The organism is Tistrella bauzanensis, from assembly GCF_014636235.1.
Lineage (GTDB): Bacteria > Pseudomonadota > Alphaproteobacteria > Tistrellales > Tistrellaceae > Tistrella > Tistrella bauzanensis.
In genome coordinates this window covers 47,753-72,760 of the sequence record NZ_BMDZ01000009.1, presented here as the reverse complement: position 1 = coordinate 72,760, position 25,008 = coordinate 47,753, and the positions used below count along the sequence as shown (strand labels likewise).

The 25,008-nt window shown below is 65.0% G+C and carries 27 protein-coding genes and 2 pseudogenes; 26 read left to right on the top strand and 3 right to left on the bottom strand.

Going from position 1 to position 25,008, the window contains the following annotated elements:
• Window position 1 precedes the first annotated feature (1 nt).
• The 9 genes from IEW15_RS06165 to IEW15_RS06125 all read left to right on the top strand — a co-directional run bounded on the left by IEW15_RS06165 (window position 2) and on the right by IEW15_RS06125 (window position 9,080).
• Window positions 2-877: a ParA family protein gene (locus IEW15_RS06165; protein ID WP_012112311.1), complete on the top strand. Its 876-nt coding sequence runs from the start codon at window positions 2-4 to the stop codon at window positions 875-877.
• Window positions 861-1,121 (top strand): hypothetical protein, encoded by a 261-nt coding sequence (locus IEW15_RS06160; RefSeq protein WP_012112312.1) that lies wholly within the window; start codon window positions 861-863, stop codon window positions 1,119-1,121. The genes IEW15_RS06165 and IEW15_RS06160 overlap by 17 nt, the downstream gene beginning before the upstream one ends.
• Window positions 1,114-2,778 (top strand): ParB family protein, encoded by a 1,665-nt coding sequence (locus tag IEW15_RS06155; protein ID WP_012112313.1) that lies wholly within the window; start codon window positions 1,114-1,116, stop codon window positions 2,776-2,778. The genes IEW15_RS06160 and IEW15_RS06155 overlap by 8 nt, the downstream gene beginning before the upstream one ends.
• A 15-nt stretch (window positions 2,779-2,793) precedes the next feature.
• Window positions 2,794-3,354 (top strand): DUF2857 domain-containing protein, encoded by a 561-nt coding sequence (locus tag IEW15_RS06150; protein ID WP_012112314.1) that lies wholly within the window; start codon window positions 2,794-2,796, stop codon window positions 3,352-3,354.
• 3 nt (window positions 3,355-3,357) lie between these two features.
• Window positions 3,358-4,608 carry an STY4528 family pathogenicity island replication protein gene (locus tag IEW15_RS06145; RefSeq protein WP_012112315.1) on the top strand — a complete coding sequence of 417 codons (1,251 nt, stop codon included), beginning with the start codon at window positions 3,358-3,360 and terminating at the stop codon, window positions 4,606-4,608.
• Window positions 4,609-4,939: 331 nt separating this feature from the next.
• Window positions 4,940-5,728 carry a PFL_4669 family integrating conjugative element protein gene (locus tag IEW15_RS06140; protein ID WP_012112316.1) on the top strand — a complete coding sequence of 263 codons (789 nt, stop codon included), beginning with the start codon at window positions 4,940-4,942 and terminating at the stop codon, window positions 5,726-5,728.
• Window positions 5,725-6,252, top strand: a complete 528-nt coding sequence (locus IEW15_RS06135; protein WP_003098978.1) for a DUF3158 family protein — start codon at window positions 5,725-5,727, stop codon at window positions 6,250-6,252. The genes IEW15_RS06140 and IEW15_RS06135 overlap by 4 nt, the downstream gene beginning before the upstream one ends.
• 73 nt (window positions 6,253-6,325) lie before the next feature.
• Window positions 6,326-6,766 (top strand): single-stranded DNA-binding protein, encoded by a 441-nt coding sequence (locus tag IEW15_RS06130; protein WP_003098976.1) that lies wholly within the window; start codon window positions 6,326-6,328, stop codon window positions 6,764-6,766.
• A gap of 283 nt (window positions 6,767-7,049) precedes the next feature.
• Window positions 7,050-9,080, top strand: coding sequence for a DNA topoisomerase III (locus IEW15_RS06125; protein ID WP_003116834.1), 2,031 nt, complete (start codon window positions 7,050-7,052; stop codon window positions 9,078-9,080).
• Window positions 9,081-9,803: 723 nt separating this feature from the next.
• Here IEW15_RS06125 and IEW15_RS06120 read toward each other — a convergent pair.
• On the bottom strand, window positions 9,804-10,439 hold the full coding sequence (locus IEW15_RS06120; RefSeq protein WP_003098972.1) for a cation transporter: 636 nt from the start codon (window positions 10,437-10,439) through the stop codon (window positions 9,804-9,806).
• Between the two features lie 384 nt (window positions 10,440-10,823).
• Here IEW15_RS06120 and IEW15_RS25795 point away from each other — a divergent pair, with 384 nt between their 5' ends.
• The gene (locus IEW15_RS25795; protein ID WP_003098970.1) at window positions 10,824-11,060 is read left to right on the top strand and encodes a hypothetical protein; all 237 of its coding nucleotides are present in this window, start codon (window positions 10,824-10,826) and stop codon (window positions 11,058-11,060) included.
• A gap of 12 nt (window positions 11,061-11,072) precedes the next feature.
• Window positions 11,073-11,447, top strand: a complete 375-nt coding sequence (locus IEW15_RS26570; protein ID WP_011516992.1) for a DUF3703 domain-containing protein — start codon at window positions 11,073-11,075, stop codon at window positions 11,445-11,447.
• 67 nt (window positions 11,448-11,514) lie between these two features.
• Here IEW15_RS26570 and cadR read toward each other — a convergent pair whose 3' ends face one another.
• Window positions 11,515-11,913: a Cd(II)/Pb(II)-responsive transcriptional regulator gene (cadR, locus tag IEW15_RS06110; RefSeq protein WP_003098965.1), complete on the bottom strand. Its 399-nt coding sequence runs from the start codon at window positions 11,911-11,913 to the stop codon at window positions 11,515-11,517.
• 91 nt (window positions 11,914-12,004) lie between these two features.
• Here cadR and IEW15_RS06105 point away from each other — a divergent pair, with 91 nt between their 5' ends.
• The 9 genes from IEW15_RS06105 (at window position 12,005) to IEW15_RS06065 (ending at window position 20,212) form a co-directional block, all read left to right on the top strand.
• A complete protein-coding gene (locus IEW15_RS06105) occupies window positions 12,005-14,917 on the top strand; it encodes a heavy metal translocating P-type ATPase (RefSeq protein ID WP_003098961.1) in 2,913 nt (970 codons plus the stop codon).
• 3 nt (window positions 14,918-14,920) lie between these two features.
• On the top strand, window positions 14,921-15,421 hold the full coding sequence (gene lspA / locus IEW15_RS06100) for a signal peptidase II (RefSeq protein WP_003098955.1): 501 nt from the start codon (window positions 14,921-14,923) through the stop codon (window positions 15,419-15,421).
• A gap of 336 nt (window positions 15,422-15,757) precedes the next feature.
• The gene (locus IEW15_RS26730) at window positions 15,758-16,069 is read left to right on the top strand and encodes a hypothetical protein (RefSeq protein ID WP_003108988.1); all 312 of its coding nucleotides are present in this window, start codon (window positions 15,758-15,760) and stop codon (window positions 16,067-16,069) included.
• 337 nt (window positions 16,070-16,406) lie between these two features.
• The gene (locus IEW15_RS06090; RefSeq protein WP_003116833.1) at window positions 16,407-16,619 is read left to right on the top strand and encodes a hypothetical protein; all 213 of its coding nucleotides are present in this window, start codon (window positions 16,407-16,409) and stop codon (window positions 16,617-16,619) included.
• 21 nt (window positions 16,620-16,640) lie between these two features.
• Window positions 16,641-17,033, top strand: coding sequence for a hypothetical protein (locus IEW15_RS06085; RefSeq protein ID WP_003116832.1), 393 nt, complete (start codon window positions 16,641-16,643; stop codon window positions 17,031-17,033).
• Between the two features lie 182 nt (window positions 17,034-17,215).
• A complete protein-coding gene (locus IEW15_RS06080; protein ID WP_003116830.1) occupies window positions 17,216-17,902 on the top strand; it encodes a hypothetical protein in 687 nt (228 codons plus the stop codon).
• 83 nt (window positions 17,903-17,985) lie between these two features.
• Entirely contained in the window at window positions 17,986-18,723 is a 738-nt protein-coding gene (locus IEW15_RS06075) for a DUF5983 family protein (RefSeq protein ID WP_003116829.1), read from the top strand.
• Window positions 18,724-18,820: 97 nt separating this feature from the next.
• Window positions 18,821-19,099 carry a hypothetical protein gene (locus tag IEW15_RS06070; protein WP_003116828.1) on the top strand — a complete coding sequence of 93 codons (279 nt, stop codon included), beginning with the start codon at window positions 18,821-18,823 and terminating at the stop codon, window positions 19,097-19,099.
• Between the two features lie 288 nt (window positions 19,100-19,387).
• On the top strand, window positions 19,388-20,212 hold the full coding sequence (locus IEW15_RS06065; RefSeq protein WP_003098941.1) for a hypothetical protein: 825 nt from the start codon (window positions 19,388-19,390) through the stop codon (window positions 20,210-20,212).
• Between the two features lie 261 nt (window positions 20,213-20,473).
• Here the strand turns inward: IEW15_RS06065 and merR are convergent, their stop codons facing one another.
• A complete protein-coding gene (gene merR / locus IEW15_RS06055) occupies window positions 20,474-20,881 on the bottom strand; it encodes an Hg(II)-responsive transcriptional regulator (protein WP_003098939.1) in 408 nt (135 codons plus the stop codon).
• Window positions 20,882-20,952: 71 nt separating this feature from the next.
• On the opposite strand from merR, the gene merT reads away from it, so the two are divergent.
• From merT to IEW15_RS26560, 6 genes and pseudogenes are all read left to right on the top strand, one after another.
• A complete protein-coding gene (gene merT / locus IEW15_RS06050; protein WP_003116827.1) occupies window positions 20,953-21,303 on the top strand; it encodes a mercuric ion transporter MerT in 351 nt (116 codons plus the stop codon).
• A 12-nt stretch (window positions 21,304-21,315) separates the two neighbouring features.
• Window positions 21,316-21,603 carry a mercury resistance system periplasmic binding protein MerP gene (merP, locus tag IEW15_RS06045; protein ID WP_003116826.1) on the top strand — a complete coding sequence of 96 codons (288 nt, stop codon included), beginning with the start codon at window positions 21,316-21,318 and terminating at the stop codon, window positions 21,601-21,603.
• A 10-nt stretch (window positions 21,604-21,613) separates the two neighbouring features.
• Window positions 21,614-23,302 carry a mercury(II) reductase gene (gene merA / locus IEW15_RS06040; RefSeq protein ID WP_003098932.1) on the top strand — a complete coding sequence of 563 codons (1,689 nt, stop codon included), beginning with the start codon at window positions 21,614-21,616 and terminating at the stop codon, window positions 23,300-23,302.
• A gap of 9 nt (window positions 23,303-23,311) precedes the next feature.
• Window positions 23,312-23,754: pseudogene (locus tag IEW15_RS06035) on the top strand (Tn3 family transposase); the annotation flags it as partial.
• Between the two features lie 166 nt (window positions 23,755-23,920).
• A complete protein-coding gene (locus IEW15_RS06030) occupies window positions 23,921-24,205 on the top strand; it encodes a DUF3085 domain-containing protein (RefSeq protein WP_031629745.1) in 285 nt (94 codons plus the stop codon).
• Between the two features lie 141 nt (window positions 24,206-24,346).
• Window positions 24,347-24,710: pseudogene (locus tag IEW15_RS26560) on the top strand (XF1762 family protein); the annotation flags it as partial.
• Window positions 24,711-25,008: the final 298 nt, after the last annotated feature.

Genomic DNA, 25,008 nt, shown 5'->3' with positions numbered 1-25,008 from the left:
CATGCAGGTCGTATCCATCATTTCAACGAAAGGTGGCGTCGGCAAGACGACCACGGCCGCCAACCTCGGCGGGCTCGCCGCGGACGCGGGGCTGCGCGTGCTGCTGCTCGATCTCGACGTGCAGCCCACCTTGTCCTCCTACTACGATCTGGCTCACCGCGCGCCCGGCGGCATCTATGAGCTGCTGGCGTTCAACGAGCGCGGTCTCGACCAGCTCGTGTCCCGCACCATCATCGCGGGCCTGGACCTGGTGCTCTCGAACGACCACCGGGGTGAACTGAACACCTTGCTGCTGCACGCGCCAGACGGGCGCCTGCGGTTGCGCCACCTGCTGCCGGCGCTGGCGCCGCTCTATGACCTGGTGCTAATCGACACCCAAGGCGCGCGCTCGGTGCTGTTGGAGATGGCGGTGCTCGCCTCCGGCCTGGCGCTGTCACCCGTGACCCCGGAAATCCTTGCGGCCCGCGAACTGCGGCGCGGCACCATGCAGTTGCTGGAGGACATCGCGCCGTATCGGCACCTTGGCATCGAACCGCCACCGCTGCACCTACTCATCAATCGTGTCCACCCCGTGTCCGCCAACGCACGCATGATCCAGCAGGCGCTGCACGACCTATTTCAGGATCACACGGGCATCCGCGTGCTGGGCACCGACGTGCCGGCCATCGAAGCCTATCCGCGCGCTGCAACCCGCGGCATGCCGGTGCATCGCGTCGAGTATCGACAGCCACCAGGCAGAGTTGCGCCCGCTGCGCTCGACACCATGCGCACGCTCGCCGGCGAACTGTTCCCGCAGTGGCAAGACAGATTCGCCCGCGTGTCCGGCCGTCCTCCACGTTCTATTGAAACCGGGAGGTCCCGTGGCGAGCGCACATGAACTGTCCCGTGGCCACAAGCGACTGCGCGCCCTGATCGAGTTTGCGGTGAGCGAAGGCTGGCACGTCAAACGTACTCGGGGTGGACACCTCAAATTCACCAAGACCGGCTGCGCCGCCATCTACACCAGCTCGACAGCGAGCGATTACCGGGCAGACCTCAATGCCCGTGCGCAGATCCGCCGAGCCGAGCGCGAGGCCCGCATGGCCCGGCCCGCCAACGCCGAGGGATGCGGCCATGGCTGAGATGACCTCCCAGGACATGGCCGGCAAGCTGCTTGCCGCCGGGTTCGAGCGCAGTGGGCCATCGGCCACGGCTTTGAGTGACCCCATCGCCGACACGCCGATGGTCGTGACGCTGGACCAGTTGCGGCCCTACGACCACGATCCCCGCAAAAAGCGCAACTCGGCCTACGATGAAATCAAGGCCTCCATCCGCGAGCGCGGCCTGGATGCGGCGCCAGCCATCACACGCCGTCCTGGCGAGGCGCACTACATCATCCGCAACGGCGGCAACACCAGGCTGGCGATCCTGCGCGAACTCTGGACAGAAACGAAGGACGAGCGCTTCTTCCGCATATCGTGCCTGTTCCGGCCGTGGCCTGCGCGCGGGGAGATCGTCGCGCTGACCGGGCACCTCGCCGAGAACGAACTGCGTGGCGGCTTGACGTTCATCGAGCGCGCCCTCGGCGTCGAGAAGGCGCGCGAGTTCTATGAAGCGGAAAGCAGCACGACCTTGAGCCAGTCCGAGCTGGCCCGTCGCTTGGGCGCCGACGGCTTCCCCGTGCAGCAGTCACACATCAGCCGCATGGCCGATGCGGTGCGCTACCTGCTGCCTGCGATCCCGACCGTGCTGTATGGTGGCCTCGGTCGCCACCAGGTCGAGCGGCTGTCGGTCATGCGCAAGGCCAGTGAGCGCACGTGGGAGCACTATGCCAAGGGCCGCTCCCTGCCGCTCGACTTCGACAGTTTCTTCCAAGAAGTGCTGTCGCAGTTCGATACCCAGGCCGACGAGTTCTCGCCGCAGCGTGTGCAGGACGAGTTGATCGGTCAGATGTCCGAGCTGCTGGGCATCGACTACGACGTGCTTGCCCTGGACCTGACCGAATCCGAGAGCCGCCACCGCGCCCTGGTCAGCGACCCAACCCCGCCATCGGCGCCGCCGGCATTGCCTGAGCCTGGGGCCATCGCACGGCCGCCGATTGAACCGGCACCGTCCCCCGCCACAGCAGCACATTCTGCAGGCCACTCTGCCGCCGCGCCGACAAGGCCCCAGGACGATGCGGCCCCGCGTGAGGCATCCGCAGCCACCCCTGCGGCAGCGGCTGGCGATCTACTTGACGAGCACATCGTCTCTCCGGCACCCACGACGCAGCGGCTCCAGTCCATCCAGCGCATGGTCGCCGACCAGTTGGGCGATGCGCTTCCGCCCGACTTCTCGGCCAACGTGCTGCAGTCGATTCCCGTGCAGGCCGGTGGCCTCTATCCCATCTCGGACATCTGGCATATCGACCCAGGTCTCGACGCACCCGGCCGCCTGCGCGTCCACATCGCGCAGTTCGCGCGCGAGATCGCGGGCGAGGTCGACCTGGACGCGTGTGTCGAGGATCGTTCAGATGGCATCGGGTTCGCGTGTCGTGCCCCGACCCAGGTTTCGTCGCCGCTCGCACGTGCCGTGCTCGCGCTGCTGGTTTCCCTGGCCGGTCAGCAGTCGGCCGACGTGGGCTTGGACGGCGGGCACTTCGTCACCGACCTGCCAGCGCTGTTGCACGGCCAAGGCCAACGTCATGCCGACGGGGCCCGGCGATTGAGCGACACCGCGCTGGTCAAGCTGTTTCGTCTGCTGCGGCTGGCCCGGCGCCTGCTGGATCTGGAAGCCGGCGCTCTCGGTCCTGGGACCTGAGCGAGGGAGGCCCGCATGTCCGCACCTAACCCACTCAACCAGGCCGTCATCGCGCAGGCGCTCTACGATCTGCGCAACGGGCAACTGCGCCGCTGCAAGGCGATGGGATTCGGTGAGGAAGAATTGGATGCGCTCAAGCATCCGGCGCTGATCAGCGTACTGGCCAATGCCAGCGTCTCGTGGTGCTCTGTCTCGGTGAACCGGGAAGTGCTCCGGCGATTGCTCAAACAGGCGCAGGACGTGGAGAAGGAGATCGCCACCGTCGATCGCATGTTGCGCCTGGGGGCCAGTACGGAAATGGCGAGCCGTTTTTATGGGCTGACGCACCAGGAAGTCGCGCTACGGCGTGAAGTTCTCGGCCTGCCCAAACGCAAGGGGCGCCATCCGGTTCTGGACGAGGAGCAGGACACCGAGCTGTGGCGACGCTGGAAGGCCGTGACCAGCAGCAGGAATGTCGAGCTGGAGGATGAGACCTCGGTTCTTGATGCGGCAATGGACCTCGCCGAAGGCATGGAACTGCCGCTGTCGGTGGTCTGGGCTGCGATCAAGAACTGGATCGATCAGGGATTGGGTTGAGTCATGGCCGTGGACGACGCTGCACCACGAGCACCACGCCAAGGCCCGGTCGCCCTCGCTGATCTGTTCGACAGCGCGCTGAAAGACCTTGCACCGAAACCTCGCCCGCCCGCGTCCGCGCCAGCTCCCGCATCCGCAACATCTCCTGTCTCCGCAACCGGCGACGGTTTTCTGTTCAGCGGCAATCGGCACGAGAGCGTGCCGCGACGGCTGTTCCTGGACCGACGCCTGACGCCGCTGGAACGCAATGCCTGGCAAGTCTTTCGGATGATGCTCAACGAGGATGGGGTCACGGCGTTTCCGACGTATGAGCAACTTCGCCCGTGGCTCGCGTCAATGCCCTGCGCCGGACAGGCCTCTCACGAGACCGTGGCACGGGCGCTGACGCTGTTGCGCCTGACTCGCTGGTTGAGTCTCGTGCGCCGCAGGCGTGACCCCAAGACCGGGCGCATCCTCGGCAACCTCTACGTCCTGCACGATGAGCCCCTGACGCCTTTCGAGGCGATGCAGCTCGACCCGGACTACTTGGAGCTCGTCAGCCAAGCCCTGGGCCATTCGGCCAAGGCCGTCCAGGTCGTGGGCTTGCACACCCTCAAGGAAATCGCCGAAGACCCGTTGTTGTCTGGCCGCACGTTGCCCTCGCGGCTGCAGGTCCTTGCCGAACGCCTCGCGAGCCAGGGCATTGGGTCGCAGGAGAGTTATCCACAGAAGGATAGGGTTCACGATTCCGAAGAAGGGGCGCCGAGCCTTCTTCGGAATTCTGATGACCCCTCTTCGGATTCCGAAGCAGGGCCGAAACCCGCGTCAGACGGCGCTCTTCGGAATCCGAAGCAGGACCGTACTGTACGTAGTAGTCGTATGAATGAAGTACGTACTACCGCGCGTGAGCGTGGGCAGGCGCGTGCGATGCCAGGAGTTCGCCTGCCTGATCGCTTTCTCGGCTTGAAGGAAGAGCAGCAGGCCGCCGCCATCGTGGCATTGCAGCAGGTCGATGCTCCGCTACGCCAGGCCGTGCTGGACGAATGGGCGGATCGCTGTCGCGGCAGCACCATCCGCAACCCGGCAGGCTACCTGTTCGGCATCATCCAGCGCGCCATCCGTGGCGAGTTCAACGCCTGGGCCAAGCAAGCCGGGTCAGCACCGCCACCTGCCCCTGCACGAGATGCACCGCCTGAACCACCGCGCAATGTGGTTCCACCCGAGGTGGCCCGGCAGCACATTGACCGGCTGCGCGACCTTCTGCGCAGTAGCTGAGCGCGACGAGCGACAAGGGCGTGAAGCAGACGTCGATGGCCGTCAGTAGAGCTATCCCCAGGGGATAGATGTACTACAAGCTGTAACGCCGACAGGCACGGCATGGCACTTCGGTCCAGGGGGGCCGTAATGGCGTCGGTTGCATGAGCGCACGCACCATTTGCGCGAGCAGCGCTCCATGGCTTTCGATGGAGCTATCCCCTGGGGATAGCTCGTGTCACAGGCCACCGCTGCCACGACAACCGGGTCCCGGTTCATTTCGGTTTGTTGACTGACTGCCTTCCGTTGCGTGCCGATCCTGACCGCTCCTTTTCCCAAGCGAGCGGACGCCATGGCAACCAACGAACCTCTGCAACTCAATCTCGGCTCTTTGCGCAGCGCGATGTCGCTGACGCTTCACACCCACCACGCCTCGCGCATCTGGCATGGCCGCGCCGCCGCCGAGGGGCGACCCGGCATCGTCGGCCTGAACGGCTACATCGCCGTGATGAACAAGATGAAGCGCGGCTCGGAGCAGGACGACCCGTACAGCGACTGGTGGATGTTGCGCATCGAGGAAAAGCTCGACCAGACCAGGACCACGTTGCAATCGCTGCGCGAGCAGGTTGACCAGGCACTGGCCGGCGTGCCTGCGGCGTTGAGCCTGGGTGAGAACCTCAACGTGCAGCCGGTGAAGCTCCCCTTGTTCGTGAACGCGCAGCTCGGCTTTGCCGCCGTCTATCTGCTGGCCGACTACGACGACATCGCCCGCAAGCTGATCCTCGCCCACCACACCGCGCTGATCGATCGCTCGACGTTGGAGCGCTGGCTCAACGAAGGTGCCCACGCGCTGCGCAGCCTGTTCAGCCTGGCCCAGCAATACCGCTACTCGGGCTGCACCCGCGACGACTTCGCGGCCAAGAACGCCGCAGCTCGGGCAGCATTGGAGAAGTTCGGCGAACTGCCGCAGGACGTGCTCGAAGGCATGCGCCGCTCGAAGTTTGCGCCGCCCGTCGTGCGCCGTGGTCTGCAACAGCGTGGTGATAGCGCTGCCGCAGCCGCATCTCCCACCGACGAAGGCGCTGCCGCCGATTCGGCCGAGGCCAAGTCCACAGCCGCCGGCGAGGACGAACCGGCATGAGCGACCCGAACCGCGAACCGCGCTACTTCCGTCGTCTGGAACAGCCAGCCTTCATGCGGCTGGAACACGCGGCCTCTCTAAAAGGCCTTTTAAAGCCTTTTAAAGGTAAAGGGGACTTCGAGGCCTGGGCCAGCCAGTGCTTCGCCATGCGCGACGAGTTGATTGCCCTGGCGCAGCGACAGGTGCTGCCACAGGCGTGCGGGCATCCCTTCCACCTGCTTCCCGTCGAGCTGGCCCAGCAGACCACTGGCGCAGGCACGACCTTTCTTCGCTGGCGCAAGCACGATCGATCGGCCATGGGCGTGGCGTTGTGGCAGGAGCTGATGGCGAGCCCCAGCACGCCGGTCAACCTGCTGCACGACCTGCACGAGATCGAACTGCAGCGCGTCATGCTGAACATGCAGATCAGCCTGCTGCACACCCTGGGCAGGCAAGCACAGGAATGCGCCAGCAAGGCCGCGCAGGCGGACAACACCTACCTGCGCCGGCTCGCGTCCGTTCCTGCCGCAGTGCGCGATCGGTGATTGCGCCTGCCATCCGAGCACGCGCCCGAGCCCAACGAGGCACGGGTATTTCAACCACCACGGAGATTCCAACATGAGCACACAATTCATCGGCGAGGGCAACATCGGATCGCCTCCCGAGTACCGCGAATTCCCCAATGGCAACGACGATCCTCGCCGGTTGCTCCGGCTGAACGTGTACTTCGACAACCCCGTCCCCACCAAGGGCGGCGAGTTCGAGGACCGCGGCGGCTTCTGGGCGCCGGTGGAACTCTGGCACCACGACGCCGACCGCTGGCAGCAGCTCTACCAGAAGGGCATGCGGGTGCTGGTCGTCGGCCGCATGGAGCGCGACCCCTGGACGGACAACGAAGATCAGCCGCGTGAGACTTGGCAGGTCAACGCGCGCAGTGTCGGCATCCTGCCGTACCGCATCGAGTCTGTGGCCCTCAGCCCGAAGCCACAGGAGGCAGAGCCGAAGCCCCAGGCCACCCAGGAATCGACGGCGCCGAAAGAGACCAAGCGCAGGAAGTGATCGGGCATGGAGGGCGGCTGCCGCAGTGCTTCGCCGCCCTCCATGCGCTGCGAATTATCCCCAGGGGATAGCTCCACCAACGTCCACCGAGTTCCACGCGCGCTCCCGGAAATCGCGGCTCTCGGCCCGCACACTTCCGGCCACGCACCTTCCCCGCACTCGCCATTTCATCGGCGTGAAAGCGGTCGCTGCCGCATGCGGCTTGTTTGCTGCTGCCAGGGGCTGCGCTCGGCATCCTCGATCCCAGCAACTCCATGAACAACAGGAATCGGGATGGACGGATATGCGGCTGTTCTTGTGCGAGAAGCCCTCCCAGGGCAAAGACATTGGCCGGATTCTCGGCGCCACGCAGCGCGGTGAAGGCTGCCTCAACGGTTCCGGCGTCACGGTCACCTGGTGCATCGGCCATCTCGTGGAGGCGGCGCCGCCCGAGGCCTACGACGAGCAGCTCAAACGATGGTCCGTTGAGCAGTTGCCCATCATTCCCCAGCACTGGCGGGTCGAGGTCAAACCGAAGACCGCCACGCAATTCAAGGTCGTCAAGGCGCTCTTGGCGAAGGCGACTCACCTGGTTATCGCCACCGATGCCGACCGCGAGGGCGAATTGATCGCCCGCGAGATCGTGGAGCTTTGCGGCTACCGCGGCCCCATCGAACGCCTGTGGCTGTCGGCGCTCAACGATGCGTCCATTCGGGCGGCACTGGGCAAGCTGCGGCCTTCGGCCGAGACGCTTTCGATGTACCACTCGGCGCTGGCGCGCTCCCGTGCGGATTGGCTCGTGGGCATGAACCTGAGCCGGCTGTTCACGGTGCTGGGGCGACAGGCGGGTTACGACGGCGTGCTGTCGGTCGGCCGCGTACAGACCCCGACGCTCAAGCTCGTTGTGGACCGCGACCGCGAGATCGCGCGCTTCGTGTCCGTACCATACTGGGCCATCGCCGTGTCCCTGTTCGCAGGCGGTTCGACTTTCGCCGCGCAATGGGTTCCACCCGATGCGTGCACCGACGACGCAGGCCGCTGCCTGCGGCAGCCGGTCGCACAGCAGACCATGCAGCAGATCCGCGCTGCGGGCAGTGCCCACGTCGTGTCGGTGGAGACTGAGCGTGTCCGCGAAGGCCCGCCGCTGCCGTTCGACCTGGGCACCTTGCAGGAAGTGTGTTCCAAGCAGCTTGGGCTGGACGTGCAGGAAACCTTGGAGATTGCCCAAGCCCTGTACGAGACGCACAAGGCCACGACGTACCCCCGCTCGGACTCCGGCTACCTGCCCGAGAGCATGTTTGCCGAAGTGCCCACCGTTCTCGACAGCCTGCTCAAGACCGATCCCTCGCTGCGCTCGATCATGGGCCAGCTCGACCGCTCGCAGCGCTCGCGCGCCTGGAACGATGGCAAGGTCACGGCGCACCACGGCATCATCCCGACGCTCGAACCGGCGAAGCTCTCCGCCATGAGCGAGAAGGAACTGGCCGTGTACAGGCTCATCCGGTCGCATTACCTGGCGCAGTTCCTCCCTCACCACGAGTTCGACCGCACTGTGGCCAAGTTTTCGTGCGGGGGGCAGAACCTGGCGGCCACGGGCAAGCAGGTTGTCATCCCGGGTTGGCGCCAGGTGCTCGCCGAGCCGCAGGCCGAAGACGGTGATGGCGAGGGCGATACTGCGGTCCGCGCCCAGGTGCTGCCCGCGCTGCCGAAACTGTATGAGGGCCTGGCATGCCAGGTGGCCGACGTCGATCTCAAGGCACTCAAGACGCTGCCGCCCAAACCGTACACGCAAGGCGAGTTGGTCAAGTCCATGAAAGGCGTCGCCAAGCTGGTGTCCGATCCCCGCCTGAAGCAGAAGCTCAAGGATACGGTTGGCATCGGCACCGAAGCGACGCGGGCCAACATCATCGGCGGCCTGATCGCTCGCGGCTACCTCGTGAAGAAGGGGCGCGCCATCCGCGCCTCGGATGCGGCTTTCACTTTGATCGATGCCGTGCCTGCGGCGATTGCCGACCCTGGCACCACCGCCGTCTGGGAACAGGCGCTCGACATGATCGAGGCCGGACAGCTCACCCTGGACGTGTTCATCGGCAAGCAGGCCGCGTGGATTTCGCAGTTGATTGCGCAGTACGGCAGCGCCTCCCTGTCCATCAAGGTTCCCCAAGGGCCGGCATGCCCGCAGTGCGGCGCACCCACGCGCCAGCGCAGCGGCAAGAGCGGCCCGTTCTGGTCGTGCAGCCGCTACCCGGACTGCAAAGGCACGCTGCCAGTCGAATCCGGCAGCTCCAAGCGCGGCGCCTCGCGCCCGCGCCGTAGCGGCCGCAAAGGCTCCTGACCGCCCCCGTTCCCCGTGAGCCGTGCCCGCCTTCGGCGGCGTGGCCCCTGTCCCGCACTCCGCCGCATGCCCTGCGGGACGCCCAGCGCGCAACGCCTTCTTGATCCGTGTGCGCGTCCCGCCCAGCCGTCCCCGGCCGCGGGACCTGAAGGTAGCTTCTCTGCGAGCCGCACCACGCGCGTTCTGTTGATCTGCGTTTCTTCCGCCCTCTGCGAAGGGTCTCCCGGTGGCTTGCCAGGCTGCACGAGCCACCGGGAGACCCTTCGTGGTCAGCGGTAATCGGTGCCGGTGCCCGCCGGTGCAAAAACGGGCTCCCTTTGTGCGCGGATGTGCGCCAGACGATGCCGGCCCCAGCCACGACATGGGCCGGGTGTGATTGCTTGATGAGCAGACGGTTCTAGCGACGACCGGGCCTGCCAATCAGCCCACGGGTGGTTCCTCTTTTCTCCCGAGCCGAAGGCCGTTGGGCCTTCGGCGCCATTCTCCTGCCCATCAACGTCCCGGCCCGGCCATTGGCCTGGGCCACACGAACAGGAGAGACGACATGCACCCTCAACCTTGCGCACCGCTGCTGTACGGCAGACGGAGGTCGAGAACGGCATGCCCGCCTATCGCGCGGCCATCGCCAATGGTACGCTCGGCTGCAGCCGAGGCCGTAGCCCAAAGGCTGGACTACCTCTTTTGCAGAGGTAAACCTCGGGATGAACTGGGCGAAAACATGCCTTATGTGCCCGCCTTACGGCGAGCTGTTTCCGATGCTTCGCGCAGGATTTCCCGCCCCCCATTCGCTGCGATTGCGGCCACGATGACGCCCAGCACCAGATCCGGGATGTTCGACCCGAACCCCATCACCAGCACCCCGGACAGCACAATCGCACCATTGACGATGGAGTCGTTGCTGGTAAAGATCGCTGACGCCTTGAAGTTCACATCTTCCCCGCGATGGCGGCGCAGTAGTCTGAGGCACACTAGGTTCAAAGCCGCGTTCAGCGCGGCCATGGCCATCATGGCTGGGCCGACAGGCTCTTCCCCTCCAGCGAAGCGGCGTAGGACTTCCAACAGCAGCAGCGCGGCCAGGCCGATTAGCAAGAAACCCGACAAGCGGGCCGCGCCCACCTTGACCGTTGCCGCACGACCGACGGCATACAGGCTAACCGCATAGACCGACGCATCGGCGAGGTTGTCCAACCCGGCGCCCATCAGCGCCGTAGAGCCAGCCCAGATGCCAAGGGCAATGCCGGCGGCGGACTGCGTCAGGTTGATCAGCAACACAGTCAGAAGAATCTTTCGGTCCTTCGCATCGCTCGCATCTAGGCGGCCCAACTCGTCGTTTTCGTGATTTCTGTGGTTTTCAGCCATGCATTGTTCCTTCCAAATCGATGGATGCTGAAGCCTGTAGCGGCTGGAGAGTCAAGGCGCAGATGCAACGAACTTGCCACAGGGTCTTCCCGGACGCCCTTGACTCTACCGTAGCTAGAAGGTTTTCCAATCCAGTCAGAGCTTTAGGACAGAACAGATGAGCACCAATGCGCCCCCTTCATTGCGACTGTCATCCGGTATGGCTGCTATCCACTGATCCGTGGCGCCACTGCGGTTGTGCTCTTCGGCGAGCTCGCGACCGGCCGGCCGTCTTTTCCGACGGAGCTACTCACAGTGATCGTCGCGCTCGCTTGTGCCGCCTTGCTAGAGGGCGGGCGGCCTTTCCACTCCCCGTTGAGCCAGTAGCGGCGTTCCAAGCTGTGGTTGGCCGTCGGCGCATGGCTCGGCTTCTTGGTCGTGCATCTGGCCTTCCAGCACTCCAATCTGGGATACCGGGTCGGGCCGTTGGGATTGTTGATCGGGGTGGCTGAAGCCCATCGCTGGCATCACAAGCGTGAGCACGAAGACGCCCAAGTCAACTACGGCGATTTCTGGATGCCCGGGGGCCACTTGTTCAGCGCTTTCCGGTCGCAAAAGCACACGCTGGGCGCCAAAGAGTGACACTCAAGAAAGATGGACTTTCCAATGGACTACGGCCCGCAGCTTGTCTATCCCTTCCGGAGCCGGCCAGCAGCGGCAAACGCTTGCGCTGCTGGCTATACGATCTTGCCCACGTCGCATTCTTGCGCGAGTCGGGCCTTGCGGCTTCTTGCGAAGCGATCGCGAGTTGCGTGGCGTGCCCATGAGTCGGGCCGCGTCGTGGCGCACTGCTACCTTGGCCTGCACCTGCACCTGCGCAGCCACGCCGCGATGCTCGGTCTGGCCTGGAGAACCCGTAAGGTGGCGGAGATTGCGGCGCGCAGGTCGTCCGGCTCGCGCTGGCTCCTGTGGGCCACGCCCTCGGTCGCACGCCGTCTCAAAACGTCAGAATCGCGCGCTTTCGCATGATGGAGCGCGGCACGTGGCTCTCAGAACTGGACCCGATCACTTCCAGCACCGATGACACGCTCGAGCTTCAGGCGGGCTCGGCCAAGCTGTTGAGAATGCCGCACTCGCGCGAGGTTCGGGCGCTATCGCAGGAGCGTCGCAGATCCATTAACTCGCGCTCCAAGGCGCGCAATTCCTTCATCTTGGTCCGCACTTGCGCGATATGAGCGTCGACCAGCGCGTTCACCTCGCCGCAGCCCAACTCTGGCCGATCCCGTAAGTTCAGCAGTTGACGGATCTCATCCAGCGTCATGTCCTTCGCCCGGCAGCGGCGGATGAACAGCAAGCGCTGCAAATGGACTTCGTCATAGAGCCTGAAGTTGCCCTCGCTACGTGCAGGCTCGGGCAGCAAGCCTTCTGACTCGTAAAAGCGCACGGTCTGCACCAAGCAATCTGCCTTCTTGCCCAGTTCACCGATCCGCATCATGGTTGCTTCCTATAAAAAACTTGACTCTATATCTACTAGAGGTTTTCTAATGATGGCATCCGGGGAAAACCTTGTCAATGAAGAGCGATCTATGAACAAAGAACCTTCCAGCCCATGCGCCTGCTCCGGCGGCAATGGCCAACAGACGGCGTGCGCCAGTGAGCAGGCCAGCACTGAAACCACCGTTTTCCACGTGAGCAACATGGATTGCCGCAATGAGGAAGCACTGGTGCGGCGAACGCTGGAGGGCATGCCCGGTGTCGAGCGGCTCCTGTTCGATCTTCCGCAGCGTTTGTTGACCATTTCGCACCGCGAAGTCTCGGCCGATGCCTTGGAGCAAGCGCTGAATTCGGTGGGCATGAAGGCTCAGGCTGTCCGAGACGCCGCCGTGTCGACCACCTACCGCATCGAGAACATGGACTGCCCGAGCGAGGAGAAACTCATCCGCTCGCACCTCGGGGCAGTCGAGGGAATTCAGGACCTCGACTTCGACCTCGCTGAGCGCACCCTGTCGGTGAAACACCTCGCTCAGGCACGCGCGCAGATGGAGCAGGTCCTGGCCTCGATCGGCATGCGCGCCAAGGAGCAGACCTTCGGCCACACGGGGCCGATCGAAGCCGCGGCTGTGATCCCATCCTCGGCCCTGCAGCAGCAACCAACCGCTGCCGTTTCCGCGCCGCCGATCGGCGAGCGGGTGACGTACCGGATCGAGAACATGGATTGCCCGACGGAAGAAGCGCTGATCCGCGACCGGCTGGGCAAGCTGCCGGGTGTGACCGCGCTCGACTTCAATCTGATGCAGCGTGTGCTGGGAGTCCAGCACACGCTGGCGACCTCAGCGCCGATCGAGAAGGCGCTTGCTTCCATTGGAATGCAGGCTGCGCGGCAGGACATGCAGACAGCCACCACGGTACTTCGCATCGCGAAGATGGACTGTCCGACCGAGGAAAGTCTGATCCGCGGCAAGCTGCAAGGCATGCCGGGCGTGCAGGGAATGGATTTCAACCTGATGCAGCGCACGCTCACGGTTCGGCACACACCCGACGCGATCAAGCCGGCAGTCGAAGCCATCGAATCGCTGGGCATGGAAGCCGAGGTCCAGAGGACTGATGAGCCGCGCGATGCCCCGGTGGCCGCGCACAAGACCAATTGGTGGCCGATGGCGGTTTCGGGCGTTGCGGCGGTGGCCGCCGAAGGCGTGTACTGGGTCAACGACGGCAATCATTGGGCCGTGATCGTGCTGGCACTGGTTTCGATCTTCACCGGCGGCCTCAGCACCTACAAGAAGGGCTGGATCGCGCTGAAGAACCTCAACCTGAACATGAACGCCCTGATGGCCATCGCGGTCACCGGCGGCATGGCGATCGGCCACTGGCCGGAGGCCGCCATGGTCATGTTCCTGTTCGCGTTGGCGGAAGTGATCGAGGCGAAGTCGCTGGACCGCGCCCGCAACGCCATTCGGGGGCTGATGGACTTGGCGCCCGAGACCGCGACCGTGCGGCAGGCCGATGGCTCATGGACAGAGCTGCCGGCCAAGGAGGTCGCAAAGGGCGCGGTGGTCCGCGTGCGTCCTGGCGAGCGCATCGCACTGGACGGCCTGATCACCTCGGGTCGATCGGCCATCAACCAGGCGCCCATCACCGGCGAGAGCCTGCCCGTCGAGAAGGCCGAAGGTGACCAGGTCTTCGCCGGAACCATCAATGAGACCGGCTCTTTCGAATACAAGGTGACCGCAGGCGCCAGCGACTCGACGCTCGCGCGCATCATCCATGCCGTGGAGTCCGCGCAGGGCAGCCGTGCGCCCACGCAGCGCTTCGTCGACCAGTTCGCCCGCGTCTACACGCCGGCGGTGTTCGCGGTGTCCGTGCTGGTTGCCGTCGTGCCGCCGCTCGCCTTCGGCGGCGCATGGTTTGACTGGGTCTACAAGGCCCTGGTACTGCTGGTGATCGCCTGCCCCTGCGCTCTGGTCATCTCCACGCCGGTCACCATCGTCAGCGGCTTGGCCGCTGCCGCCCGACGCGGCATCCTGATCAAGGGTGGCGTCTACCTGGAGGGCGGGCGCAAGCTCAAGGCGTTGGCCCTGGACAAGACCGGCACACTCACACATGGCAAGCCCGAGCAGACCGACTTCGTGCCGCTGATCGGCGAGGCGCAGGAAGTTGCCGCCTGGGCCGCAAGCCTCGCGGCACGCTCGGACCATCCTGTGTCTCAGGCCATCGCCCGCAAGGCGAACCGTGACGGCATCGCGCTGCACGAGGTCGACGACTTCGCGGCGCTGCCTGGCCGCGGCGTGCGCGGCCGCGTCGCCGGGCGCATGTTGCACATGGGCAACCACAGGCTCGCCCAGGAGCTGGGCCTGAGCGAAGCGACGCTCCAGGCTCGGCTGGAGACCCTGGAGCGCCAAGGCAAGACAGCGATCCTGCTGATGGACGATGCGACCGTGCTCGGCATTTTTGCAGTGGCCGACACCGTGAAGGAAACCAGCCGTGAGGCGGTGGCCGACCTGCAGGCGCTGGGTGTGCGCACGCTGATGCTGACGGGGGACAACCAGCACACGGCCGCGGCCATCGCTGCCCAGGTCGGAATCTCTGAAGCCCGTGGTGACCAACTGCCCGAAGACAAGCTCAAGACCATCGAAAGCCTGGTCGGCGGCGAGGGCCAGGTGGGCATGGTGGGCGACGGCATCAACGATTCGCCCGCGCTCGCCCGTGCCGACATCGGCTTCGCCATGGGCGCGGCCGGCACCGACACCGCGATCGAAACAGCCGACGTCGCCCTGATGGACGACGACCTGCGCAAGATCCCCGCCTTCATCCGGCTGTCGCGTAGCACTGCGGCGATCCTCACGCAGAACATCGTTCTGGCCCTTGGCATCAAGGCGGTGTTCCTTGCGTTGACGTTCACAGGGCATGCCACCATGTGGATGGCTGTGTTCGCTGACATGGGGGCAAGTCTTTTGGTTGTCGTCAATGGGCTGCGCCTCCTGAAGTTCAAGGCGGCATGAACAATGGATGAACCATCTCTTCGCAAGACGCAGTGGTACTCACTCGCGATCGTTATATTCGCCGGCGATCAGGCAGCTAAGAGCTACATTGACGCGACAACTCCCTTGGGTTGGTCGCACGAGGTGGCGTCATTCTTCAACCTAGTTCACGCTCTCAATCCCGGCGCGGCGTTCAGCTTCCTTGCTGGCGCGGGCGGCTGGCAGCGGTGGTTTTTTCTGGCGATCGCGTTCGCAATATCGGCATGGCTCGCATGGCTGCTCTCCCGGCCGCTGCGCAAAACGGAAGGCCTTTCGTACAGCCTCATTCTGGGCGGCGCATTGGGCAACGCGTTCGACCGCGCCACGCGCGGGCACGTTATCGACTACATCGACTTTCACCTGCACGGCTGGCACTGGCCCGCCTTCAACATCGCTGACATGGCCATCGTGGGCGGGGCGATCGCGCTGGTGGCCCAGTCGTTCATGAGCGTGGAGAACCCGGCCGCCACAAAGGAGTCCCAGTGACATTGGGACGATCCGGAAATTCGCAATGCACACGGTGCAGGACACCAATCTGAAGAGAACGGCCCCCAGCATGAGCGGCCGCGGCTTGGCCCTCATGCTAGCGCCCACCGCCGCTTTTGCTGCAACGCCCTGTTGCGATGGCGGCGATTGCTGCAACGACGTCGCAATGCCTTGCTGTGAATAAACAGCACGCAAGCCAGTTGACCTGGCAATTATGAAAGTCCATCACGGCGATGCTGGCCTTTTTCGTTCCAATGAGCCGTCACGGAGAGGTGATGATGAAGCTATGCCGGGATCCTGCAAGCTTTAGGACGGTCTTCTTTACCGCATAGCGATATGCTGATGTCACCCGTTCGCCTCGCCTGGCAAGTACAAGTAGTTCGTCGCGGTTTTCTGGCCGTGTCCGCCCGCTTCGCTGGCCCTTTTGCCCCAAACAAGCGCAATCATGCCTGCGTTACCACCAAAGTTCGCCCCCGCCAGTTGCTGTTCCTAAAGGGCATCAAGCTCAACGCCATCGCCGACCGGCCAGCGTATTTCGCATCGCTGCGTGCCCGTCGGGGCCAGCCCATCGTCATCCTCGCAGAGCTGGGACCGGACGAGGCATTCGCCCTGTGGAAGCAGCATGTACTGGGCGACAGGCCTCGCTGACCCAGTTTCGCCTCATCCTCCTGACAGCCCCGCACTTATTGCGGGGCTTTCTTTTTTCCGCGTTCGCCAATCGGGGCTGTTGCAAATGCCGATTTCCGGCTGACGCGGCTCGCCTCGCGCATGAAGCTGCCCGCATGTGTCGCTGATTCGTCAGCACCATGCCAGCAGCCAGAGTTTCCAGGCTGCCGCGGATTCTTTCCGCGCTACCCGCCAGTCCGCCATCGCATCGAGTCTGCGGACGCGCGTCACCCGTGACGCCGATGCTTTTTTCTCAACCGCGTGCGGGAGCTGCCATCCCGTGAGGGACGAGGCCCCGCTTTTTCCAAGGAGCCCGTCCATGTCCCAGCAAGCCTCTTTCGGCCAGTTGGCCTTGATCCATTGCGGCAAGTTCCTGCCGCTCGAAATCCTGCATAGCGCCGCCGGCCACTACATCGGCACGCGCGATACAGAAGGTCCCGTTTCGCGGGAATCCTGCCAGTACTTCCGCAGCTATGCCGCGGCTCAACGTGCCCTCGAAAGAGGCGGCTGGTCCCAGCTCGCCACACCCTGATCCAACTGGAGGAACCACGTCATGAACCAGCTTTTGCCCCAGGAAGTCGTCGATCAGATCATGCGGGAAGAGCAGCATTTCGCCGCCGCGCCCCAAGCCTTCTTCGAGGTCTGGAAGCGCGGCGTCGAGATCGCAGGCCCGCAATGGTTTGGCGACGGCACGCGCGAAGGCCTGAACCAGGCAAAGAGCAAGTGGGATCTGCGTCCCGACATGCTGCGTGCCAACGACGCACTCGGCGTCCTGAGCAGCGGGGAACGCATGTTCCTGTCCGCCATGTTCAGCTTCTACAACGCGCGCGAGGGCGGTGCCATGCTCAAGCGCTGCCACTTCCAAGGACTGTCGGACTTCGATGGTCTCGATCTGCAACGTCGCCAGGTGATCGCCGACCTGCTGCTGAACTACAGCGGTTGGTGAGCCGGTCCCTGGCACACCTTCATCACTGCGTTCACGGGACCCCATGAGGGACATGCGCCTCGTTCGAGGCCATGTCCCTCGCGTTTTCTCCCCGCCCAGCGCCATCCGGCATCAGGCGGTTTCCCCTGCGGATGCCATCGTCCGCAAGGGCTGGCTCCGTTCATTCATCGAAAGGAGCCTTCATGGCCAACAACTACTACGAAGCCACCGGCGTTCTCGTGCTCGACCGTGTGACGCCCGTCATCCAGGCGCTGTTCGGCGCCTTCGCGCTGGACGAGAGCCACCCCGGCAACGGGCAGGCCTACATCGCCCAGATCGCCGAGACCACCAATCCGCAATGGCCGGACGTGCTCGATGGCCTGGAAGACCTGGCCACGCAACTCGGTATTCCGATGCCGGACGACGAAGGGCTGTCGATCCCGCCGCTGCTCGAACTGCTCGCCGTGCACTTCCGTGCCGATGAGGACGAAGAGCTGGGGAACTTGATCGACCGTCATTCGTTCGAGGACACCGCCGATCTCGACGCATTGTTTCTGATCGCCACCCGGTTCGATGACGGGCACCACCTGACCGCCATCCAGTTCGAGGGCTGCTGGTACTGCAGCAAGCCGCGGCTGTTCGAGTTCGGCGGCAACGGCTGCTACCTGAGCCGCGAGGTCCGCTTCATCAGCTCCTCCTCCCAGGCCCTCCAGCTCGGCGACCAATTGCGCAAGACCATTGTGGCCGCCGACATCGAAGAGGCTTCGGCCCTGATCGCGCTGGAGACCATCAATCTGCTGGCGGGCGTCAGCGACGAGCCATTCCGCATGAATTTGCGCCGGCGCGTCGCCGAGCGATTGGCCCAAACGCCAACGATCAGCGTCACCTGACGCTGTTTCCTTTCTTTCCACCCACCGGGGTCAATTCCCGGTGGCGGGGATTTGCTCCATCATTATTCTGTTGGAGAAATCCCATGTCCCAGAATCCCAATCCCTTTCTACGCGGCTACTGGAATCTGAAAATCGTCCGCACGCTGTCCATCAGCTACGAGGACGGAAGCCCGCATGTTTGGCGAAACATCCACCCGAGCCAGCAGCACCTCTGCGACGCGGCGCTGGTTTCTTCTCCTTGCATCATCACCAGCGACTTCGCGGTGGTCAGGACTGGCACCGAACCTGTCGGCGCCGCACTGATCGCCGAATGCGACGCGGCTGAAGGGGGCAGCGGCGAAGGCATGGTGGGTGCCGTGGTGTACGCGATCCACGGCGACGACTTCGACGGCCGCCCCGTCCACATTGGCGACACCTATTCGGCCGAGGCCGCACGGGAAGTCGTGCAGCGGTTGAGCTTCGAGACCGGCTACTACAGCCGGTGCTGGGAAATCAGCAGCGCGCACATCAGCCGCGAAACCGGCCAGTACCTGGCCAACCTGGCTGACCTCGCGACGCCGGAGGCCTTTTTGTTCATCGCGTTCCGGATTCCCTACAGCCCGGCGATCGGCGTCAAGCTGATCTCCACGCCCTGGACGGACCAGCACCTGCAGGACGTCGAGGGGATCGCCGCCGAGCAGCTTCGGCAGGAGCACCGCAGCAAGGGCATGCCGGACGAGCTGGCACAGATCCTTGAACTGGCCGGCCAGGCCGACGTGCGCATCCTCATCCTCGATGCCGACGCACCCGTGTTGCCGGGCCTATCGCTGGCCGGCGAATAGCTGCCACACACATCCCCGGCCTTCCTTGTCCTCACCGCATGCCGGCCCGGTCTCCCGCCAGAGAGCCGGGCCGGCGCACTTTCACAGGAGCGATCCCATGTTCCCCGACCTCATCACACCCGCATCCGACTTCGAGCACCAACTCGGAGCCTGCGTCAACGCCATGAGCCAGGAAGATGCCATCGGCCAGATCCTGGTATTCGAGCGCATGAGCGGCACGCTGCACATGCGCCATATCGCCAGCGCCGACCTGGTGGACACCGACGTGGACGACTACGAAATGGTCGTCTTCGACGGTGGCAACACAAGCGGCGACACGTGGAAACACGTGTTCTTTCCGCGTCAGCGCGAGCACTACTTCGTGTACCAAGCCTGATTCCTCCAGCCCCTTTCGAGGGGCTTTTTCTTGCCCGCAGCACAGGAAAACGGTTGTGGTGCGGTGCCGTTTCCTGCGGGCAGGCAGACCGCCCCAGGGCCATGCTTGCCCCATGTTCGTCGGCGTTGCCGGCACATGCCCAGGCAGTCGAGACCTTCGAGGCTGCAAGCGCGGGAAACCGTGCTGGTCGTTTCTTCCTACGGACCTACCGCGTCCATCCACGCCACCCACAAGGGACCTCTCCCTTGCGGGCGGGGAATCCCTTGTTTTTCCTCAAGGAGTTTCCCCATGGATCGTTCCCTCATCAAATCCATGATGCCTTCGCTGGTCGCAGGCCATGTGCCCCGCAACGTGCGGTCGTTCAAGTACCGCGTGTTCGATGATCAGCCGCTGTCCTCAACGCTGGGCTTCGCCATCGACCCCCAACCCTTCGACGGCAAGGTGGTCGCCGCGACCGACGATGCCATCGTCGTCAAGCTCAAGCCTTCCGAGTTCGCGGTGCTCGATCCCAGCCTGGTGACCACGGTTCCTGCCGAAGGCGCCAAGGTGCATGTCCAACCCTATGCCCGTCGTCGCTTCGACGGACTGCGCGCGGACACGCCGGAGGTCATCACCGAGGAGACTTCGGACGGCACGCCGTACACCATCACGAGGCACATCCTCGGCTCGGCGCCGGCCAAGCTGCCCATTCCCACGCCGCAGTGCATGGAGTTGGGCCAGCTCATCGAGCAGTTGGAGGAGATGCCGGCCCCCGATCGCTTCCGGCGCATCACCCACATGCTGGTGGATGCCGGTGCCCGCGACTTCACCTGGGTCGATCCCACGCCCTCCAAGATCATCGAGACCCCGCCGGCGATCAGCTTCACGGTCTCGACCGCGAAGTTCGAGGGCCGGGTGACGATCCTCTACGACCGCGGCGGAGACACCTACGTGGTGGAACTGCACCGTCAGAACGGTGAATCGGTCGAACTGGTCGATCGGCACGACGAGGTGTATTTCGACATGCTCGGCGAAGTGCTGGAGAGGCTCATCGACGACGGGCGCTGGCGCCAGATCGACGTGAGCATCCTCGACGCGAAAGCGGCCCGCAAGCGCCAGGCCGTCCCGGCATGACGCCCCGCAGCGAAACCGGGCGGTCCTGCGGCTGACCCGAGGCATCCGCCACGGCGTTCCAGCCGTTCCGGCCGCGTGCACTACAGGCCCTTCATCCCATCGGATGGAGGCCTTTCTCATTCTTCCACACAGGAGATTTCATCCATGTCACTGCGATTCAAAGGCGCTGACCTGCGCCCCGTGCTGACCGAAGCCATCGCCAATCAGGGGTCGTCTCAGAAAACGGAAAAAAATCGTACGCTAAGAGCCGAAGTGGGCCCTTTAGCAGCAATGCAAAGCTGCGATCAACGGGCAGGAAACATTGCCATGGTGCGCGTTGCACTCTCTCACTAGCGTCGACAGGGCCTCTTCCATCCGCGTGAGGTCCGCCATGCGTGCGCGCACATCGGCCAGCCGGTGAGCAGCCAGTTCGGCCGCCTCGCTGCAATGGGTGCCGTCCTCCAGTTTCAGGAGCTGGCCGACTTCATCCAGGCTGAATCCCAGGCGCTGGGCTGACTTCACGAACTTCACCCGCGCCACGTCCGCCTGCCCGTAGCGGCGGATGCGACCGTAGGGCCGCTCCGGCTGGGGTAGCAAGCCCTTGAGCTGATAGAAGCGGATCGTCTCCACGTTGACCCGGGCTGCCTTGGCGAAGGCCCCGATGGTCAGATTCTCTTGAGCGTTCTCCATGGCGCTTGACTCCGTAGTTGACTACGGAAGTAACGTTACAGCATCAAGCGAAGTCCCGGAAGGAGAACCTTATGTCGGAACCCAAGAACGGCTGCGGCGCACTGGCGACCGGCGGCGTCGCGGCCGTCCTCGCCTCGGCCTGCTGCCTCGGCCCCCTTGTCCTGGTCGCGCTCGGCTTCTCTGGCGCGTGGATCGGCAACCTGACCGTGCTGGAGCCGTATCGGCCGATCTTCATCGGCGCAGCGCTCATCGCGCTGTTCTTCGCCTGGCGCAGCATCTTCCGACCAGCCCATGCCTGCAAGCCCGGCGACGTTTGCGCCGTGCCCCAAGTGCGGACTGCCTACAAGGTGATCTTCTGGATCGTGGCCGCCCTGGTTCTGGTTGCCCTCGCGTTTCCCTACGTCCTGCCGCTGTTCTACTGAAAGGAGATCACCATGAAGAAACTCACCACCCTCACCACCCTCATCGCCCTGGCCGCCGCTCTAAGCGCGCCCGCCTGGGCTGCCACCAAGACCGTCACCCTGTCGGTGCCCGGCATGACCTGCGCCGCGTGCCCGATCACGGTCAAGACGGCTCTGTCCAAGGTCGCCGGCGTCGAGAAGGCCGAAGTCAGCTTCGAGAAGCGGGAGGCCGTCGTCACCTTCGACGAGGCCAAGACCAATGCCGACGCCTTGACCAAGGCCACCGCAAACGCGGGTTACCCGTCCAGCGTCAAGCAGTGAGGGCGTAATCATGGCCGAGGCGATCACCCTCCACATCGAAGGCATGACCTGCACGTCGTGCGCCGAGCACGTCCAGCAGGCTTTGACGAACGTGCCCGGCGTGCGCGCGGCCTCGGTGTCCTATCCGCAGCGGCAGGCCGAAATCGAGGCGGATGCAGGCGTGAGCGTGGCCCCGCTGGTTGCCGCAGTGGCCACGCTCGGCTATCGCGCACGGCTTACCGACACGCCGAACAAGCCTGCCGGCCTGCTAGACAAGGCGCTGGGCTGGCTCGGTGGCGAAACGAAGCATGTTGGCGGTGAACAAGCGCTGCACGTGGCTGTGATAGGCAGCGGCGGCGCGGCGATGGCGGCTGCCTTGAAGGCCGTGGAGCAAGGCGCCCGCGTCACGCTGATCGAGCGCGGCACCATCGGCGGCACCTGCGTCAATGTCGGCTGCGTGCCGTCCAAGATCATGATCCGCGCCGCGCACATCGTCCACCTGCGCCGCGAAAGCCCGTTCGATGCTGGCCTGCCGGCCGCAGCGCCCGCTGTACTGCGCGAGCGGCTGCTGGCCCAGCAACAAGGCCGCGTCGAGGAGCTGCGCCATGCCAAGTACGAAGGCATCCTGGCAAGCACTCCGGCCATCACCGTGCTGCGCGGCGAGGCCCGGTTCAGGGACACGCGCACGCTGACCGTGGCGACCGCTGACGGCGGCACGCACGAGGTGAACTTCGACCGCTGCCTGATTGCCACCGGCGCGAGCCCGGCGCTTCCGCCAATCCCGGGCCTTGCGGACACACCCCACTGGACCTCCACCGAGGCGCTGGAAAGCAGCTCGCTCCCCGAGCGGCTGGCCGTGATTGGTTCCTCCGTGGTGGCGGTCGAGTTGGCGCAAGCCTTCGCCCGGCTGGGCAGCCAGGTCACGATCCTGGCGCGCAGCACGCTGTTCTTCCGAGAAGACCCGGCCATCGGGGAAGCCGTAACAGACGCCTTCCGCGCCGAGGGCATCGAGGTGCTGGACCACACCCAGGCGAGCCACGTTGCCTATGCGGGCGGGGAATTCGTGCTCACCACCGGGCAGGGGGAAGTGCGCGCCGACAAGCTGCTGGTCGCCACCGGTCGCGCGCCGAACACGCGCAGCCTGAACCTTGAAGCGGCAGGCGTCGAAGTCAATGCGCAGGGAGCCATCGTCATCGACCGCGCCATGCGCACGAGCGCACCGCACATCTTTGCTGCCGGCGACTGCACCGACCAGCCGCAGTTCGTCTATGTGGCGGCGGCGGCCGGCACGCGCGCCGCGATCAACATGACCGGCGGCGACGCGGCGCTGGACCTGACGGCGATGCCGGCGGTGGTGTTCACCGATCCGCAGGTGGCGACCGTGGGCTACAGCGAGGCGGAAGCGCACCACGACGGCATCGAGACCGACAGCCGGCTGCTGACGCTCGACAACGTGCCGAGGGCGCTCGCCAACTTCGACACGCGCGGCTTCATCAAGCTGGTGGCGGAAGCTGGCTCAGGGCGGCTGATCGGCGTACAGGCGGTCGCGCCGGAAGCGGGCGAACTGATCCAGACGGCCGCGCTGGCGATCCGCCACCGGATGACCGTGCAGGAGCTGGCCGACCAGTTGTTCCCCTACCTGACCATGGTCGAGGGACTGAAGCTCGCGGCGCAGACCTTCAACAAGGACGTGAAGCAACTGTCCTGTTGCGCCGGATGAGGAAAAGGGAGGTGTTCGATGAACGCCTACAGCCGCGCCAACCGCCGCATCTACGCGGCCTTGTCCGATCCCCTGTCGGCCACCCACCGGCACCGCCTCGACGATCTGCTCAAGCGCCACGACAACGGCAAGACGACCTGGCTGGCCTGGCTGCGCCAGTCGCCCGTCAAGCCGAACTCGCGCCACATACTCGAACACATCGAGCGCCTCAAAGCCTGGCAGGCGCTCGACCTGCCTTCCGGCATCGAGCGGTCGGTGCACCAGAACCGCCTGCTCAAGATCGCCCGCGAAGGCGGCCAGATGACGCCCGCCGATCTGGCCAAGTTCGAGGCACAGCGCCGCTACGCGACCCTGGTGCGCTCGCCATCGAGGGCATGGCCACCGTCACCGACGAAATCATCGACCTGCACGCGTCCGGCAAGGCGATCAACGCCAAGGTGCGGCTATCTGGAACGGGCCTCAAACGCCTTACGCGGTCACGGCCAGACTGTCGATGACGCCCTGTTGCAGTACAGCAGCGCCAAGATCGGCGCGGGCAAGTTCAGGCCGCTACGACCGCTGCAACCGGCTTAGCGTACGATTTTTTCCGTTTTCTGAGACGTCCCCAATCAGTGCCGCATTGTCCTGGTCAAGGATCAGGGCGTGTACTTCCTCGCCGAGCGTGGGGAGCGTCGCCCGGATGGGCGCCAGGCACTGCTCGCCTACGCCGTCGGATGCAACCCGGACACCGACCCGTTCGATGACTGGTGGCACCTCGCCGGCCGCGAGCTGGGCGGCGATGACTTCGCGGAGTATTTCGACCCGAAGGACGGCCTGTTCACGCGCCTCCAGCACTCGGCGGACGATCTCGTGCTTTCCGCCACCGCCACGCACCTGTCCTTAGCAGTGGTGCCTCCCGCCTGACGCGGCAACCGCCTCGCAGCCCCCGCATCGGGGGCCTTCTTTTGTTCGCACCGCCGCCATCGCCGCGCGTGCGCGTTTGTCTCCAGCCGCCGAGGCACGCCCCGCCGGCCACAACGCCGGCATGCCACCGGAGACAACCGCATGAACACGCCATCGACCTCGCCGAGGCTGCACCTCCTACCGGTGTCGCTGCGCACGGCCAATGCATTCGTTCTGTCGCACCATCGCCACCACCGCCCGGTCCAGGGCGCGAAGTTCGCCCTGGCCGTCACGCTGAGCGACAGCGACCTGATCCACGGCGTGGCCATTGTCGGCCGCCCGGTCGCGCGGCACCTGGACGCTGGAAGTCACGCGGCTGTGCACCGACGGCACACCCAGCGCCTGCAGCAAGCTCTACGGCGCGGCCTGGCAGGCGGCAAGGGCGCTGGGCTACATACGCCTGCTCACCTACACCATGCCCGACGAAGGTGGCGCCAGCCTGCGCGCCGCCGGCTGGCGGCTGATCGGCGCGCGCGGTGGCGGCGCCTGGAGCCGTCCCGGCCGTCCGCGCGCCGATACCCCCGAGCACCTGCGCGGCGCCAAGTGCCTGTGACAGGCGCCGGGTGGCGCGGACAAAGGGAAGCGCCCGGGTGCCGATTGATTGCTGCCGCGCGCGCGAGGCCCCGCCATGCTGGCCCCATGCCTGCTGACGTCGTCAGCGACATGCCAGGCAACCATCGGTCTTCGAGGTTGCGGCGCAGTTCCCACTGCGTGACCGAGCCAGCTCGCACCGCATCCTTCCGCGAGCGGCCACCAGCCTCTGG

Bases quoted from the DNA above. Each gene is read 5' to 3' on its own strand.
- IEW15_RS06165 (WP_012112311.1), top strand. From the start codon at position 2: ATGCAGGTCGTATCCATCATTTCAACGAAAGGTGGCGTCGGCAAGACG.
- IEW15_RS06155 (WP_012112313.1), top strand. From the start codon at position 1,114: ATGGCTGAGATGACCTCCCAGGACATGGCCGGCAAGCTGCTTGCCGCC.
- IEW15_RS06150 (WP_012112314.1), top strand. From the start codon at position 2,794: ATGTCCGCACCTAACCCACTCAACCAGGCCGTCATCGCGCAGGCGCTC.
- IEW15_RS06145 (WP_012112315.1), top strand. From the start codon at position 3,358: ATGGCCGTGGACGACGCTGCACCACGAGCACCACGCCAAGGCCCGGTC.
- IEW15_RS06140 (WP_012112316.1), top strand. From the start codon at position 4,940: ATGGCAACCAACGAACCTCTGCAACTCAATCTCGGCTCTTTGCGCAGC.
- IEW15_RS06135 (WP_003098978.1), top strand. From the start codon at position 5,725: ATGAGCGACCCGAACCGCGAACCGCGCTACTTCCGTCGTCTGGAACAG.
- IEW15_RS06130 (WP_003098976.1), top strand. From the start codon at position 6,326: ATGAGCACACAATTCATCGGCGAGGGCAACATCGGATCGCCTCCCGAG.
- IEW15_RS06125 (WP_003116834.1), top strand. From the start codon at position 7,050: ATGCGGCTGTTCTTGTGCGAGAAGCCCTCCCAGGGCAAAGACATTGGC.
- IEW15_RS06120 (WP_003098972.1), bottom strand. From the start codon at position 10,439: ATGGCTGAAAACCACAGAAATCACGAAAACGACGAGTTGGGCCGCCTA.
- IEW15_RS26570 (WP_011516992.1), top strand. From the start codon at position 11,073: ATGGACTTTCCAATGGACTACGGCCCGCAGCTTGTCTATCCCTTCCGG.
- cadR (WP_003098965.1), bottom strand. From the start codon at position 11,913: ATGATGCGGATCGGTGAACTGGGCAAGAAGGCAGATTGCTTGGTGCAG.
- IEW15_RS06105 (WP_003098961.1), top strand. From the start codon at position 12,005: ATGAACAAAGAACCTTCCAGCCCATGCGCCTGCTCCGGCGGCAATGGC.
- lspA (WP_003098955.1), top strand. From the start codon at position 14,921: ATGGATGAACCATCTCTTCGCAAGACGCAGTGGTACTCACTCGCGATC.
- IEW15_RS26730 (WP_003108988.1), top strand. From the start codon at position 15,758: ATGCTGATGTCACCCGTTCGCCTCGCCTGGCAAGTACAAGTAGTTCGT.
- IEW15_RS06090 (WP_003116833.1), top strand. From the start codon at position 16,407: ATGTCCCAGCAAGCCTCTTTCGGCCAGTTGGCCTTGATCCATTGCGGC.
- IEW15_RS06085 (WP_003116832.1), top strand. From the start codon at position 16,641: ATGAACCAGCTTTTGCCCCAGGAAGTCGTCGATCAGATCATGCGGGAA.
- IEW15_RS06080 (WP_003116830.1), top strand. From the start codon at position 17,216: ATGGCCAACAACTACTACGAAGCCACCGGCGTTCTCGTGCTCGACCGT.
- IEW15_RS06075 (WP_003116829.1), top strand. From the start codon at position 17,986: ATGTCCCAGAATCCCAATCCCTTTCTACGCGGCTACTGGAATCTGAAA.
- IEW15_RS06070 (WP_003116828.1), top strand. From the start codon at position 18,821: ATGTTCCCCGACCTCATCACACCCGCATCCGACTTCGAGCACCAACTC.
- IEW15_RS06065 (WP_003098941.1), top strand. From the start codon at position 19,388: ATGGATCGTTCCCTCATCAAATCCATGATGCCTTCGCTGGTCGCAGGC.
- merR (WP_003098939.1), bottom strand. From the start codon at position 20,881: ATGGAGAACGCTCAAGAGAATCTGACCATCGGGGCCTTCGCCAAGGCA.
- merT (WP_003116827.1), top strand. From the start codon at position 20,953: ATGTCGGAACCCAAGAACGGCTGCGGCGCACTGGCGACCGGCGGCGTC.
- merP (WP_003116826.1), top strand. From the start codon at position 21,316: ATGAAGAAACTCACCACCCTCACCACCCTCATCGCCCTGGCCGCCGCT.
- merA (WP_003098932.1), top strand. From the start codon at position 21,614: ATGGCCGAGGCGATCACCCTCCACATCGAAGGCATGACCTGCACGTCG.